Source organism: Floridaenema flaviceps BLCC-F50, from assembly GCF_041929275.2.
Lineage (GTDB): Bacteria > Cyanobacteriota > Cyanobacteriia > Cyanobacteriales > Aerosakkonemataceae > Floridanema > Floridanema flaviceps.
In genome coordinates this window covers 965,035-980,359 of sequence record NZ_JBHFNR020000002.1, presented here as the reverse complement: position 1 = coordinate 980,359, position 15,325 = coordinate 965,035, and the positions used below count along the sequence as shown (strand labels likewise).

The window sequence follows — 15,325 nt, the reverse complement described above, 5'->3', positions numbered from 1 at the left end:
GAGGTGCAAAAATACCGATCAAATGATTGAATTTTGACCGGAGCAGGATATAATGCCACTCGTAATTTGATTTAGCGAGAAACCCGGGTCAGCATTCAAAAAAATTTTGGTTAGACCTCAGTTTCTTCCTCAGTCTTTAATTAAGCGCCCTAATGTTGAACATAGAGCAACGCCAAATTACATCTGACCCAATCAGCCTGACTCAGTGGGTTGAAAGAGAGCTAGTACTTGCGGGGATGCAGGTACGAGTCCGGGTACGGGAGAATACTCTGCATATTCTCTGGGAAGGTCAAGATTGTCCCAACAAGCAAAAAGCGATCGAGCGAGTGACACAAGCTCTGGAAGCTACTAAACTAGAAGACTTGTTGGGTGGGGAACATCTGCCAATTAACCGGGTGTTTCTTTACGGTCGGGTGTTGGGTGAAAAACGACCCAATTGGACAGAACAACTAGATATTCAACAGTTGCTCGCGCCAATAGTAGCCAATTCTGGAGAAGCCCCACCAGTTAAGAAGAGTCAAGAGTTAGCGATGAAATCAACCAGTGCGGGGACAACTTCAAAAACGGTTAGTGCTCAGGTAGTTGGTGATGCTGAGTATTGGGAAAGTCAGGCGCGTCAAGGTAATCCAGAAGCGATCGCTCATTATTTAACTAAGCTTCTGAGTCATCTGGGAGTGACGGTGAAAGTAGCTACCAAAATCCTCCCTGTGAAGACAAAAAGTAGCCACCGGGAAAATCCTTTTAAAAGTCAAGATTTAGGGACACCGAAGCAGCGGTTATGGGTATTCTGCGAAAGTGCTTACAGTCCCGATCCTTCCTTGTTAGCTGCACCCGTAGCGCAACAATTACGGGAGTTAAAGTTGGAAGGTTTCCAAGATGCGGTAATTCTCAGTCAGGTGACAGGGGAAGAGTCTCCTGATTGGATGCTACGGGTGGATTTAACGCTCCCCTCAGAGATGCTGCGGGAGTGGGCGCAGTGGGGGGATGAGGCAGCGATCGAACGCTTGCTCAACCGCCCGCAAGATCATGGTATGGAAATTTCGGTGGTGATTAAGGAGTCAACACTACATATTTCCTGCACTACGCCAAATTGGGAAAGAATTAAGCAATTGCACCTGGGAGATTACAATATACGCCCAGATATTGTGCCAAATAAGCATAAGGCGATCGCAAATCTCACCCCAATGTTAAGAAGCTTAGCTCCCCAAGGGTTGAAAGCAGCGATTATTTATGGTCACGAACATTTAGACGAAACCCCAGTTTGGGTAGAATGGTTAGATTTACCAGGGAATAATCATCCCCAATTAGCGCAGTCTACAAGGTCTTTAGCAGCGAATGGCGATGAAGAAGCTTTGGAATTTTTGCTCGGGCAATTATTAAATACAGATATTGATTGGCGGTTAGCAACAGGCGGGATTCGCATTCAAGTGCGGCGGCGCGAAGATTTGTTGTACGTCATGACTGATGCGCTAGTTTGTCCGCTGCAACAGCAAGTAAGTTCGCCCGTGCTTCAGTTGATCGGTGAACTGCAAATTCCGGGCATTGCTGGGGTAAGAGTTTACGGTCGGCGATCGGGGGAAAAACAACCGAGTTGGACTTTCGGAAAAGATTTTGCGGCTCGCGGTGTAGTAGTTCCTGAAACTGCCCCAGACTTTGCAACTACCGAACATTTTGTCACCGAAAAAATTGACTCGGAACCAGAAGATTCGGGTTTAAAAAGTGCGGCTCCCAATATAGAAGATATACCATCTGGTTGGCTAGAAACGCAAGTTGAAAAAGTTCAACAGGGAGTTAATAAATTTGGGCAATCTTGCTATGGGGTGTTAACGCGATCGCAAATTTGCACCCCCAGCGAAACCGGACAAAATTTCTTAGCTTTACCAGGAAATGCTAATTACAGCGGCGCAAGAGTAGCTTTGGTTTGGGGCGCTTTGGGCATTATGTTGGCTTTAAGTACAGATTTAATTGTCGGTAGTGTACTGAAAATTCCCGACAGTCCCCAACAAAATTCTGCGGTGTTAAATGATGCCGCTTTCCGAGAAAGATATGAAAATCTCACCCCGGAACAACAAGCAGCAGCAAACAGAGAATTAGTTCAGGAAAATACCACTCAAAACCGAAGAGATCGCCAGCGAAAACGCCGCCAATCAGAAAATATTTTTGATACCACTGGATTTACAAAACCAGGAAATACGGAAGTAAAGGTAGACCCAACCGGGGAAAATGTTACCTTAAATGTTAAACAGCCAGATTTCCCCAGTTTTGACAATGTTCAGTTTGATGAAAAGCTGGCAATTTACCAAAAGCAAGTGGAGAAACAAGGCCCACCTGATATATTAATTATCGGCAGTTCTCGCGCTATGCGTGGTATCGATCCGGCAATTTTGCAAAAAGCTTTAGCAGAGCAAGGTTACGGTCAAGCAAAAATTTTCAACTTCGGAATTAATGGCGCAACGGCTCAAATTGTTGACCTATTAGTTCGTCGGATTCTCACCCCAGAACAAATGCCAAAATTGATTATTTGGGCAGATGGCGCAAGGGCTGTTAATAGCGGGAGATTTGATTTAACTTATAGCAAACTGGCAGCATCTCCAGGTTACAAAGAAGTAGCAGCAGGGACATTTCATAAATCAGTTAAAACAGAAAATTTAGCTAATGAAACTCCAGAAAAGCAGTCAGAAAGTCCACCAATAGTGGCAGAATTCTCAGGAAATATCGGGGAAATAAAAGCCCAAGATGTTGATAATTTGTTAAATCAAAAATTAGGTGAGATTTCCGCAAGTTATGAAGAACGCGATCGCTTAAATGCCAAATTACGCGATTGGTTTGCCAATACTTTTGGGAAACCAGAGAAACCGGAGAAAGTGCGATCGGAAAATCAACAAATAGAAATAGAAGAACGTCCCCTGGATTGGGATGGTTTCTTACCAATTTCTCTCCGCTTTGAGCCTGAAACCTACTACGAAAAACACGCCAAAGTCAAAGGTGATTATGATACTGACTACAAAGATTTTTATTTAGGAGGGCCACAAAACTCCGCCTTAGAATCTTTAGTGGAGTATACTCAATCTCGGCAAATTCCCCTCGTTTTCATTAATTTACCCCTAACTAGAGAATACTTAGATGCCCACAGGCGACAATACGAAAAAGAATTTGAAATTTATATGTTGCGCCTTTCTTTAAGAAAAGGATTCGTGTTCCGCAATTGGAATCAATTATGGCCGAGAAAAAATGAATACTTCTCAGATCCCAGTCACCTAAACCGCTACGGTGCTGCTGCTGTAGCTAAAAGGCTAGCACAAGATCCCCTGATTCCTTGGCCCAAAAATAACGGGGAAGTGGGGAGATAGAGAGATGGGGGGATGGGGAGATGGGGGGATGGGGAGATGGGGAGAATCTGGGGGTTGGGGGTTGGGGTGTGGGGGTGTAGCGGAATATGTCTTCTTCCCCAAACCCTACACCCTTTCACTCCATCCCCAACCCCCAACCCCCTAACCCCTAACCCCGCCCTAGTCCCCAACTACCAACTACCAACTACCCATTACCAAGAATGACTTTTGTTTCCCTTTTATATGGCGTATTCCTATTAGCTGTCCTCGCAATTTACTGGTTAATTCAAAGTCAGTGGTTGCGGTTATGGATACTTTTGTTAGCCAGCGTAATTTTCTATGCTTCGATCCAAATTTATTACATTCCTCTACTTTTTGCCCTGACGTTTTTTAACTATCGCCTGGGATTAATCTTAGGTAAACGATCGCTATTAAGATTAAATTCTAAAGATTGGCGATTGTCTAATCAAGAATGGCAAACAGTACAAGAAAACTGGAATAAGAAACGCTTGCGCTTTTTATGGCTAGGGATTTTCTTGAATGTTGTCTTACTGTTTGGCTTTAAGTATATACCGTTCTTTTTAAATTCGATCGCATATCTATTTAACTTACCAGTAATCAAAGAACAAGCAACTTGGCTGAATCAACAACTAATTGCCCCCTTGGGAATTTCCTTTTTCTGTTTTGAATGTATCGCTTATTTAATTGATGTTTATCGCGGTGCGCCAGCTACCGGAAACTTCCTGAAATTTTCCACCTATAAATTGTTCTTTCCTAAATTAATTTCTGGACCGATTACCCGATATCATCACTTAGCAGCGCAACTAAATACCCTGCGATTTCCCAGCACCAATCAAATAGTTGAAGGACTTTGGTTAATCGCTTGTGGGGCAGTGAAAAAAGCCTTAATAGCAGATAGAATCGGCATTTTAGTCGGAGTCAGCTTTGATAATTTAGAACGTGCTGGTAGCGGAGATTTGTGGTTAGCGACCTTTGCTTATGGATTACAACTGTACCTCGATTTTAGTGGCTATGTTGATATTGCCTTGGGTACAGCTTTGTTAATGGGATTAAACTTACCGCCAAACTTTGATTTTCCCTATTTTACTACTAGCATTGCTGAATTTTGGCGACGTTGGCATATTACATTAGGAGATTGGTTGCGGAATTATCTTTACTTTCCCTTGGGCGGTTCTCGACAAGGTTTAAAACGCACCTGTTTAAACTTATTAATTGTCATGTTAATTGCCGGAATTTGGCATGGTGCAGCTTGGGGTTTTGTAGTTTGGGGTGCATATCACGGCATCGCTTTAGTAGTTCATCGCTTAACAGAAACTCTATCTGATAATGTTTCAATCCTGAAAAAATGGTGGCAAACTATTCCCGGTATAGTTGTAGCTTGGGCGATTACTCAATTAATGGTATTTACTTCTTGGATCTTTTTCCGATTGCCTAATTTAAGAGATGCGACTTGGGTATTTACTCATTTGTGGGGACACAATGCTGATATTCAGTTTGCCCAAAAGGTATACTTAGAAGCGATCGGACTACAAAGAGGAGAAATCGCCTTATTACTTTGGGCAATAGTCGCCATCATGGCAATAATTTTCGCCGGGGATCGCCGTTTAAAGCTACAACTAAATTGGCCGATCAAAATTATGTTAGTACCCCTGAGTTTGTACGCAGTTTGGATGTTAGCCCCCAAACAAGGTCTGCCTTATATCTACTTTGACTTCTAAACTTGTTAGCATTTGAATGCTGAGGCGAAAGTCCTGAGTCACTACTCGGCATTCATAACTAGAAATGGTATATACACGCCCTTTAGCTCGTTTGATTGAACAATTACAACGTTTACCAGGAGTTGGCCCAAAAACGGCACAACGCTTGGCTTTACATATTTTGAAACGTTCCGAAGATGAAGTACAAGCACTTGCCCAAGCTTTAATCGAAGCTAAAAAGCAAGTGGGTTTATGTTCCGTTTGTTTTCACCTATCAGCTGAACCAGTTTGCGAAATTTGCCGCAACCAAAACCGGGATAACCATACTATTTGTGTAGTCGCTGACTCTCGCGATGTCATTGCTTTAGAAAAAACGCGAGAATTTAGCGGCAAATATCACGTTTTAGGCGGTGTAATTTCCCCAATGGATGGCATTGGACCCGAACAATTAAATGTTTCTCCATTAGTCAGAAGGGTAAGTCAGCAAAAGCCAAAAGAAGTAATTTTAGCCATTACTCCTAGCGTAGAAGGTGAGACAACTACTCTTTATGTCGGTCAATTATTAAAACCTTTCACCAAAGTAACGCGAATTGCTTTTGGTTTACCAGTAGGGGGAGATTTAGAATATGCCGATGAAGTAACATTAGCCCGTGCTTTGGAGGGCAGAAGAGAGATAGATTAGGGGTATTAGTAATGGGAAAAGAAGGGATTTTTGGGATTTTATCCCATCTCCAAATCTCATTAAGTAGGTAGATATAAATAAAGTGAAAATTAAGGCGGGCTCTCCTGCCCGCCCCACAAGAGTTACAGCTTTCTTGTGGGGTGGGCTCTCCTAGCCCGCCCCATCCTCATATAACTATTATCACTTTATTTATTTACACCTACTTACTTGTTAATTATCTTGCTGTTTAGAATGTTCAATGCGAAATACATTGGAAAATAAATTTGCCAAAATTTGTTTACCTTCCAACGTTACGTCGAGAAATTCCAAAGCTGGTTCAATATAAGGGTAAACTACTCCCCAATAAAATTTGGGATAGTTTTTGCGTAAGTCATTGGGGTTTTTATAACCCAAAGTTTTATTCGTTCCTGTTTCTTCAAATTCATAAAACAAAGCACTAATTTTTTGTAAATAGCGGGGGTCACTTAATTGACCAATTAAATCCCCAGCACGAACTAAACCAGGATATTCCTTGGTATCCTGGTGGTCTTTATCATTTGGTACGGGAAAACGAGTTAGTTCGATATTCTTTTTGATGATGCTGGCATCAATAATTCTGTGACCGCCAAAACGTTCTTGAATAAATAATTTACCTCGGTCTACGTGATAGTTATTCAGACTTGCATCAGTACAACCAAAGGGTAGTGTAATCATCAAATCATCTATACCTGTAGCATATTTTCTTTCTGATGGTTTGTCAGTTCGGCAAACTCCTTTGACAAATCCGATATCATGACATAAAAGAGAAATGATACAATGTAACCAATCTTCACAAGTTACGCCACCCTCACGGATGTGTTTACCCCAAAGAATTTCCTGTCCCACTAAAGTGACATAAATTGTGTGTTCAACGTTGTGGTACAAAGCGTCGCTGTTGGCAATATTTTCTAGCGCCATGTTAGCCGCCCAGCCTATAATGTCGGCGTAGTCAGGTTTCAAACCTCCGTAATTGCGACGGTAGCCAGCTTGTATGTTTTCTACGAAACCATCGATCATGTATTTTGTCGGATTGTACATTAGTTCCCCCCCCCGGAAATATTTTCAATTGGTTGTTTGGGTAAGTATTGGCCTGCTTTATTAGTATTTTGATAGACTGTCCCTGGGAAAACTGCGTTAGTATTATCTGTTTTGTCTTAGAGTTCAAAATAAACCATTAATAGGCTTTAATAGTAGTTATAGCAATATTTTAAGCAATAGCAAACCAGAAAAGTCCATGTATAGAAAAATTATGGATCTATTTAATTTTTGATGGTTTAGGAAAAGTCTGTGCGATCAAATTAATTGATTCATAATTTTTCAGTAAAACTCTGTAAAGCTCAGTAATTTAAGGTTTATGGACAAGAATTCTAAATTTTTGTTATACTAATCCTGATTGCTCAGGGTGAATTAAGATGAGAGAATTTTAACCAGGCAGCAGCAATAGGAACTAAGTTGATTATATGGAAGTTGAGCAAGCTTTGGAATTTGTAGATAAGTTAGTCTATGATGATGCGGGAAAGTATTTGAGTGATTTAGAAAGAAAGGTATTTATTGGTTCTTGGTCGGGACTGACTTACGAAAAGATTCATCCTGAAAATCCTGAATATGTGGAAAAGGATGTTGCTTATAGGCTATGGAGAAAGTTATCTCAAGTATTAGGTGAAGAAGTTAAGAAAAAAACTTTACAAGGTGCAATAACCAGAGCATATAAAGCTAAAAATTCCCAATTAGACAGGACAGGTACAAGCAAGACTTTTTTTATTAGCTATCATCATCAGCAACCGGATACTAGTTTAGCTACGGAGTTAGAGCGATCGATCGCAGAATTAGGCGGACAATCATACAAGTTTCCTCTCAGTTTTAACAATGGGGTAGGAGGAAATTCTCATTCATATCAAGCCCAGGCAGATTGGGTGGCTGATATTAATCAGAAATTGCAGCAATCTGATTATTTCTTGCTGCTGTTATCTCCCGAATCTGCGGTAAGTGAAATGGTGATTGAAATTTTACGGCGGGTGCGGGAGTTGCGCGATCGCCAGCGAAATCATCAGTTAACATTATTAACTATTCGGGTAAATTGTCCAGCTAATACTATTTTAAATCATGATTTGCGTGGCTATTTAGCAGAAGTACGACAACGGGAATGGAATTCCCCTACTGATACGCCTTGTTTACTCGAAGAAATCAGTAATTTATTATCAGGAAAAGCAGTCGAATGGGATAAATCTACACCTCCATCGACTGACAGGGTTACGCCTGCAATTCCTTTACCAGTAGCGGAACCAGAAATACCCAGCGGACAAGTGCGCCTAGCTTCAGCTTTTTATGTGGAAAGAGTTCCTTGTGAAAATCAGTGCTACGCAGCTATTTCTCAACCTGGGGCGTTAATTCGGATTAAAGCACCCAGACAGATGGGCAAAACATCTTTAATGGCGAGGCTTTTGTATCATGCAGAAGAAAAATTAAGTTACCGGACAGTTCCCTTGAGTTTTCAGTTAGCAGATACAGAAATTTTTACTGATTTAAATCAGCTTTTGAGATGGTTTTGTGCGATAATTTCGCGCAAATTAGGTTTAGCTTCTCAACTAGATAAGTTTTGGAGTGATACCTACGGAAGTAAGGACAATTGCACAATTTATTTTGAAGAATATCTGTTACCAGCAGCAAATAATGCGTTGGTTTTAGGTTTGGATGAAGTCGATCGCATTTTCCAATACCCCAAAATTGCGGATGATTTTTTTGGGTTGTTACGTGCTTGGTTTGAGGAAGCGGGATATGGCAGTGGTGATAGTAATCTTTGGGGAAAATTGCGGTTAGTGGTAGTACATTCCACTGAAGTTTATATACCTTTAAATGTTAACCAATCACCCTTTAATGTAGGGTTGCCCATTGAATTGCCGGAGTTTAATTTCGAGCAGGTACAGGTTTTAATTGCGCGACATAACTTAAATTGGCAAACCAGTAAGATTGAGCAATTAATGGCTTTAGTTGGAGGACATCCTTATTTAATTAGATTAGCACTTTATCGAATTTCCCAAAACGAAATTACCTTAGAAAAACTTTTAGAAACTGCGCCCACAGAGGCGGGTCTTTATAATGACCATTTGCGGAGACATTTATGGAGTTTGCAACAGCATCCAGAATTAGCAGATGCTTTTGCTAAAGTGGTGACGGCGGACACAGCGATAGAATTGGAATCTGTGCCAGCATTTAAATTACATAGTATGGGATTAGTGAAATTTCAGGGTAATCAAGTAATTCCGCGATTTAATTTGTATAAGCTTTATTTTCGCGATCGCCTATGAACAAGCAATTAAGTATTGACCAATAGCGAGAGAATCATCAAAAAACTTTCTTCCATTCTGCCTTCTTGCACTAGCGGTGTTCTCTACTCATTAATAAATAATAATGATTACCACAGGAAACTTAACCTACACTTATAAAGTTGGCGGACATTTACCTTTAGATGCACCTAGTTATGTTGTGCGACAAGCCGATCGAGAACTTTATGAAGGTTTAAAAGCTGGTGAGTTTTGTTATGTCTTGAATTCCCGACAGATGGGAAAAACTAGCTTGAGAGTGCGAACAATGCACAGATTACAAGTTAAAGGTTTCGCCTGTGCAGCTATTGATTTAAATAAAATTGGTAGTCAGGATATTACGCCGGATCAATGGTATGCGGGAATCATGCGGCGGCTATTAACTAGCTTTCAACTAACAGAAAAAATTAATTTGCAAAGTTGGTTGCGCGATCGCGCTTTTCTCACACCTGTACATCGATTAAGCGAATTTATCGAACAAGTACTTTTAGAATCAGTTAACCAAAAAATCATTATTTTTATTGACGAAATTGATAGCGTTCTTAACCTCAATTTTCCCACCGACAATTTTTTTGCTTATATTCGTTCTTGCAATGAACCAGACAACCGAATTACTTTTGCTTTAATGGGGGTAGCAACTCCCTCCGATTTAATTCAAGACAAAAAGACGACACCTTTTAATATTGGACGTGCTATAGAATTAAATGGGTTTAAACTAGAAGAAATTGGCTCTTTAGTTGAAGGTTTAGCCCATAAAGTACGTCACCCTCAAGCTATATTAAAAACTGTGTTAGATTGGACGGGCGGACAACCATTTCTCACCCAAAAATTGTGTAATTTAATTTATAGTTTAGAAGTAGATATCCCCGCAGGTAAAGAAGAAAATTTTGTGGAAAAATTGGTGCGATCGCGTTTAATTGAAAATTGGGAAGCCGGGGATGAACCACCACATTTAAGAACGATTAGAGATCGGTTACTGACAATTAGTAAAAGATCGCGATCGCTACTCAATATTTATCAAAAAGTTCTGCGGTCAGAAGAAATTATAGCCGATGAAAGTACAGAACAAATAGAATTGCGTCTTTCCGGTTTAGTAGTTAAACACCAGGGAAAATTAAAAATTTGTAACCGCATTTATTCAGAAATATTTCACCATATCTGGGTTGGCAAAGCTTTAGCAGAATTACAAGCAGATTTTATCCAGGTTATTGAAGCTCAAGAGCAAAAATTACTTTCTATGTTAGATGCAATGGAAGGTAAAGCTTTTGAATTTATTTTGAAAGAAATAATCGGTTCAATCACCAAGAAATTAGGTGAATTGATGAATGCGGAACGCACCAGAATTTTTTTCATTGATGAAGAGAATCAAGAACTTTGGTCAATTACTGCTACAGATAGGTATGGGCAGCAACCAGACTTAGAAATTAATGTTAATAAACAAACAGAAAGTATTCTTATTAACTTCAAAAAACTCATTAATCAGCCATTTAAGTTTGGCAATGAAAATATTAATTTATTCCCAGAGGTAGCCCCAGAAAAAACTTCCTATCCCATATACAATAGATTAGTTATACCACTGTTTGATGAACAGAAAGATGTAGTCACAGTTATTCAATTAATTAATAAGCTTAAACCACATAATAATCCCCGCGCCTCATTATCAGAAAGAATCGATCGCCAAGGGTTTACTGAAATAGATGAAAAACAATTTGCTGAATATGCACCGAAAATACGCCAAATTCTGCAAAAGTGCCAATTATTTTATAAACAAACTCAAAAAGTCCAAGCATTAAAAGCCTTAACAGAAGCTACAGTATCTCTTTCCCAAACTAGTTTAGACTCAGAAGCTACTTTAACTAGAGTTATGGAAGAGGCAAAAAAATTGATGAATGCCGATCGCAGTACCCTTTGGCTTTTAGATCCAGAAAAAAATGAACTTTGGACAAAAATTCCCTTTGAAAATGGCGAAATTAAAGAAATTAGAGTGCAGGTTGGACAAGGTTTTGTTGGGAAAGTTGCTCAAACAACCCAACCTTTAAATATAGCTTTTGATCTTTACAAACATCCCGATTCGGCAACCGCCAAAAACACAGATCAAAAAACAGGATATCGCACTTGTAGTTTACTCTGTATGCCTGTTTTTAGCCCAGATGGAGAATTACTTGGAGTTACTCAATTAGTTAACAAAAAAAGACAGGGTGATTTTCCTAAATATAACCCAAATGATTGGCCTAAAGCACCAGAATGTTTTCAAGCTAGCTTCGATTCTCAAGATCAAAAATCGATGAAAACATTTAACGAACAAGCTGGCGTAGCACTGCATAATGCCAAGAAATTTGAGGCGTTAAAACAAGAATTAAAAAATCAACCCAATAACGTGGTGACGCAAGCTTTAGCGGTACTCACTAGCGTTATGGATATTCAAGGTTGTGATGAAATTATTGATTCAATTTTACGCAGAATTACCTTAAAAATGGGGAGGTCATTAAATGCCGATCGCACTAGCATCTTTTTATTAGATGAAGAAAGGAATGAATTTTGGTCAATTGTTGCTGAATCAGACAGTGATGAATTTCTCGAAATTCGCATTCCCACAAATAAAGGTATTCTCGGTGAAGTAGCAGCCTCGAAAAAAATTATTAATATTCCCTTTGATTTTTATGACGATCCTCGCTCAACTACAGCAAAGGAACAAGACAGAAAGAATAACTATCGTACTTATACAATGTTAAGTTCTCCGCTATTAAATGAGCAGGGAAATTTAGTAGCAGTGGTGCAATTACTCAACAAATTAAAACCTGGAGTTTCTAAAAGTAGACCTTTAGCAGAAAAGATCGATCGACTTGGTTTTACTATTGCTGACGAACAACGTTTGCTGAAGGATACTCAAGAAATTAAAATAGTTTTAGAAAGTTTCCGTTCCTATCATAAAACAGCGCGGGGACAAAGAGTAGCAGCGGCTTTAATTGCTGCCACACGCACTGTTAGTAACGGTAGCATGGAGATTAAAGAAATTCTCCAAAGGGTAATGGAAGAAGCGAAAAAACTTACCAATGCCGATCGCAGTACCCTCTGGTTATTAGATAATGATGAACGAGAATTATGGACAGAAATTCTCTTTGATGATGGTTCATTTAAAGAAATCAAAATTAAAGTAGGACAAGGTTACGCTGGTAAAGTTGCCGCCACCAAAAAACTATTAAATATTCCCTTTGATTTGTACAATCACGCAGACTCAGAAACCGCTAGGAAAACCGATCGACAAACAGGTTATCGTACTTGTAGTTTACTATGTATGCCAGTATTTAACCCTGATGGTGATTTGATTGCTGTCACCCAATTAATTAACAAAAGAAAAACCGGAGATTTTTCGGAATTTTCACTAGCTTACGATCTAGAAGTACCACATCAATTCCAAGCTAGTTTTGATGAAAGTGATGAAAAATATATGCAAATTTTCAATAATCAAGTGGGAGTAACCTTGCAAAACTCTAAGCTTTTAGAAAAATTGAAAGGTTACTTAGCGCAAAATGATTCAGCCAGATCCCCGACTTCTTAAAGAAGTCGGGGATCTGAAGTTAGATCCCCGACTTCTTAAAGAAGTCGGGGATCTGAAGGGGAGGGGATCTATATAGCCACTTACTGCGGAATGCGACTCATAATTCTTTTTTGACGTTCAGCAGCTTTATCATCATTTTCTGGTTCAGAATGCAGCGGAACTGTGGCAATAATATCGGAAAAATGATTAATATCTTGTTCAATTCCTGCTGCATTAGTATCATAATCAGGATTTCCCGGATCGGAACTAACTTCAGAGTCAAGAAAACCAGAATCCTCAAAATTTTCGACTGGTTTATTTGAATTTAATGTCATTCTCTTGTCTCCATTTAAATGCACAAATTACAATCAATACTGTTCAGTTAAGGCAGTTTAAAGCTGAAAAAAGTAGAGTTTGGTCAAGCTACACAATCGGAATAAAATTGCTCAGGTGTTAATTTGAAAAGCTAACTTGATTATATAACTATCTGTAGCAAAGTTCTCTGATTTAGCGATCGCAAAATTGGAGAAAATCTTAAATTAAATATTAAATTAATAAAAATAAGCCTAGCAGCGTCCCATGACTACTAGGCTTAGGAAAATACTTATTTAACAAAGGCTACTATTTTAATTTCTGCTTAATAAAAGTCATAATTTGAGCCTGTTGTTTCTTCAAAGCTTCTACCTCAGCATTCAACTTAGCAATTTGCTGTTTCAAAGCTTGAATTTCTCCTGCACTTGCACCATCGCCTGCTGCTGCGGGTGCTGCTGCGGGTGCTGCTGCGGGTGCTGCTGCGGGTGCTGCTGCGGGTGCTGCTGCGGGTGCTGCGGCTACTCTCAGCTTTACCTTTTCCATTGAACTTTTTAAAGCCGCCATCAATTGCTTTTGATCGAACGGCTTAACAAGAAACTCGACAAATTTAAAAGAAGCTTCGGGAATTTTTGATGTTACTTCTTCCTTACGCCCTGACATTACTACTAAGGGAATCTTGCGAAGTTCTGGTTGTTTTTCCAACTCTTGATAAACATCCCAGCCACTCATTTTCGGCAAGATGAAATCTAACATAATCCAATTCGGGCGTTCCTTCTTGGCGAGATTGAGCCCTTCTACACCATCTTTGGCTTCTACAATCTCAAACTTACCAGCAGGTAACATATCTTTTACCGTTTTACGGATCACTCCGCTGTCATCAATAACTAAGATTTTGTTTGGCACGACCAATTCCTCTAACAGGGACTATATTACGCTTGACTGAAGTTGCCTCTTAATCATAATGCTAGTTTAACCAAAGCTCTACAATGTGTATCATGCTATTTCTTAAGAGTTCTGTTAACCTCTTTAACATATAATTACTCCAATTATCATGTCTTCTGAAGCTAACCCAACAGTTATATCTGGTTTTGTCAATTCGCAAATGCGCGAGGAAATTGCAGCAATGCCTCCTTGGTTAAGACAGCGAAGCATCGGCAAAGCTAGTGAAATTTCTACAGTACAACGAATCATTAAACAAAGACAGATTCATACTATTTGTGAAGAAGGGCGTTGTCCGAACCGAGGCGAGTGCTATTCGCAAAAAACCGCAACTTTTCTCTTGATGGGGCCGACTTGTACTAGAGCTTGTGCCTTTTGTCAGGTGGACAAAGGGCACGCACCCATGCCACTTGACCCCCAGGAACCCCAAAAAGTTGCCGAATCGGTGCAATTGTTGGGTTTGCGTTACGTAGTGCTGACTTCAGTTGCTAGAGATGATTTGCCCGATGGGGGTGCAGGTTGGTTTGTGGCGACAATGGAAGCGATTCGCCAACTCAACCGGGAAACCCAAATTGAAGTATTAACCCCTGATTTCTGGGGAGGACTCTTGGGACAAGGGGACAAGGGGACAGGGGGACAAGGGGACAAGGGGACAGGGGGACAAGGGGACAAGGGGACAAGGGGACAAGGGGACAAGGGGACAGGGGGACAAGGGGAAGATGAAAGTGTTTTAGATCGGGGCAGCTTGGGAGCGAAAAACTCGCAGGAGGAGAAGCAATATCAGCGTATTGCCACTGTAGTTAGGGCAAAACCTGCTTGTTACAACCACAATATTGAGACAGTGCGACGGTTGCAAAACCCAGTGCGTCGGGGGGCAAAATACGATCGCAGCCTAAACGTTCTCAGAATTGTTAAAAATCTTGACCCAAATATCCCGACAAAATCAGGATTGATGTTGGGACATGGGGAAACCGAAGCAGAAATTATTGCAGCAATGGCAGATTTAAGGGCAGTGGGTTGCGATCGCATCACTCTCGGTCAATATCTCCGCCCCTCCTTAGAACACCTACCAGTGCAGAAATACTGGACTCCCGAAGAATTCGATCGATTGGGTGCGATCGCCCAAGAACTCGGCTTTTCCCACGTCCGTTCCGGCCCCTTGGTGCGGAGTTCCTACCACGCTGGAGAGTAAGCAGAGGGGCAGAGGGGCAGAGGGGCAGAGGGGCAGGGGGGCAGAGGGACAGAAGAGAAGTAATCTGACCAAAATATCAGTCTTTTAGTCCATTTCAATGGACTTGAGCTATTAGCCCGGAAATTGATTTCCGGGCGATTCACTGGAAACAGGTAGCAGAACACAAGATAAATTTTTCTCCTTTGCCCCTCTGCCCCCCTGCCCCTCTGCCCCTCTGCCCCCCTGCCCCCTTTGTTAAGAGACGAAAAGATTTATATCGGTTTGTACCAAAGGGTAA

Annotated in this window: 9 protein-coding genes; 6 read left to right on the top strand and 3 right to left on the bottom strand. The window is 40.5% G+C overall.

The window, feature by feature from the left end; all coding sequences use genetic code 11:
* The first annotated feature begins 152 nt into the window (after positions 1-152).
* The 3 genes from ACE1CI_RS24435 to recR all read left to right on the top strand — a co-directional run bounded on the left by ACE1CI_RS24435 (position 153) and on the right by recR (position 5,729).
* Positions 153-3,350: a hypothetical protein gene (locus ACE1CI_RS24435; RefSeq protein ID WP_413265858.1), complete on the top strand. Its 3,198-nt coding sequence runs from the start codon at positions 153-155 to the stop codon at positions 3,348-3,350.
* Between the two features lie 200 nt (positions 3,351-3,550).
* Positions 3,551-5,068 carry an MBOAT family O-acyltransferase gene (locus ACE1CI_RS24430; protein WP_413265859.1) on the top strand — a complete coding sequence of 506 codons (1,518 nt, stop codon included), beginning with the start codon at positions 3,551-3,553 and terminating at the stop codon, positions 5,066-5,068.
* Positions 5,069-5,132: 64 nt separating this feature from the next.
* The gene (recR, locus tag ACE1CI_RS24425; RefSeq protein ID WP_413265860.1) at positions 5,133-5,729 is read left to right on the top strand and encodes a recombination mediator RecR; all 597 of its coding nucleotides are present in this window, start codon (positions 5,133-5,135) and stop codon (positions 5,727-5,729) included.
* A 210-nt stretch (positions 5,730-5,939) separates the two neighbouring features.
* On the opposite strand, the gene ACE1CI_RS24420 is transcribed toward recR, so the two are convergent.
* Positions 5,940-6,785, bottom strand: a complete 846-nt coding sequence (locus ACE1CI_RS24420; RefSeq protein ID WP_413265861.1) for an Npun_R2479 family HD domain-containing metalloprotein — start codon at positions 6,783-6,785, stop codon at positions 5,940-5,942.
* 422 nt (positions 6,786-7,207) lie between these two features.
* Between ACE1CI_RS24420 and ACE1CI_RS24415 the strand changes: the two genes are divergently transcribed.
* Positions 7,208-9,052: an AAA-like domain-containing protein gene (locus ACE1CI_RS24415; protein ID WP_413265862.1), complete on the top strand. Its 1,845-nt coding sequence runs from the start codon at positions 7,208-7,210 to the stop codon at positions 9,050-9,052.
* A gap of 103 nt (positions 9,053-9,155) precedes the next feature.
* On the top strand, positions 9,156-12,626 hold the full coding sequence (locus ACE1CI_RS24410) for a GAF domain-containing protein (protein ID WP_413265863.1): 3,471 nt from the start codon (positions 9,156-9,158) through the stop codon (positions 12,624-12,626).
* Between the two features lie 80 nt (positions 12,627-12,706).
* On the opposite strand, the gene ACE1CI_RS24405 is transcribed toward ACE1CI_RS24410, so the two are convergent.
* Together ACE1CI_RS24405 and ACE1CI_RS24400 are read right to left on the bottom strand one after the other, a co-directional pair.
* Positions 12,707-12,940: a hypothetical protein gene (locus tag ACE1CI_RS24405; protein ID WP_413265864.1), complete on the bottom strand. Its 234-nt coding sequence runs from the start codon at positions 12,938-12,940 to the stop codon at positions 12,707-12,709.
* Positions 12,941-13,226: 286 nt separating this feature from the next.
* Entirely contained in the window at positions 13,227-13,820 is a 594-nt protein-coding gene (locus tag ACE1CI_RS24400) for a response regulator (protein ID WP_496615778.1), read from the bottom strand.
* Between the two features lie 148 nt (positions 13,821-13,968).
* Between ACE1CI_RS24400 and ACE1CI_RS24395 the strand changes: the two genes are divergently transcribed.
* On the top strand, positions 13,969-15,048 hold the full coding sequence (locus ACE1CI_RS24395; RefSeq protein ID WP_459564098.1) for a lipoyl synthase: 1,080 nt from the start codon (positions 13,969-13,971) through the stop codon (positions 15,046-15,048).
* Positions 15,049-15,325 lie beyond the last annotated feature (277 nt).

Coding starts and splice junctions, on each gene's coding strand:
- ACE1CI_RS24435 (WP_413265858.1), top strand. CDS start 153: ATGTTGAACATAGAGCAACGCCAAATTACATCTGACCCAATCAGCCTG.
- ACE1CI_RS24430 (WP_413265859.1), top strand. CDS start 3,551: ATGACTTTTGTTTCCCTTTTATATGGCGTATTCCTATTAGCTGTCCTC.
- recR (WP_413265860.1), top strand. CDS start 5,133: ATGGTATATACACGCCCTTTAGCTCGTTTGATTGAACAATTACAACGT.
- ACE1CI_RS24420 (WP_413265861.1), bottom strand. CDS start 6,785: ATGTACAATCCGACAAAATACATGATCGATGGTTTCGTAGAAAACATA.
- ACE1CI_RS24415 (WP_413265862.1), top strand. CDS start 7,208: ATGGAAGTTGAGCAAGCTTTGGAATTTGTAGATAAGTTAGTCTATGAT.
- ACE1CI_RS24410 (WP_413265863.1), top strand. CDS start 9,156: ATGATTACCACAGGAAACTTAACCTACACTTATAAAGTTGGCGGACAT.
- ACE1CI_RS24405 (WP_413265864.1), bottom strand. CDS start 12,940: ATGACATTAAATTCAAATAAACCAGTCGAAAATTTTGAGGATTCTGGT.
- ACE1CI_RS24395 (WP_459564098.1), top strand. CDS start 13,969: ATGTCTTCTGAAGCTAACCCAACAGTTATATCTGGTTTTGTCAATTCG.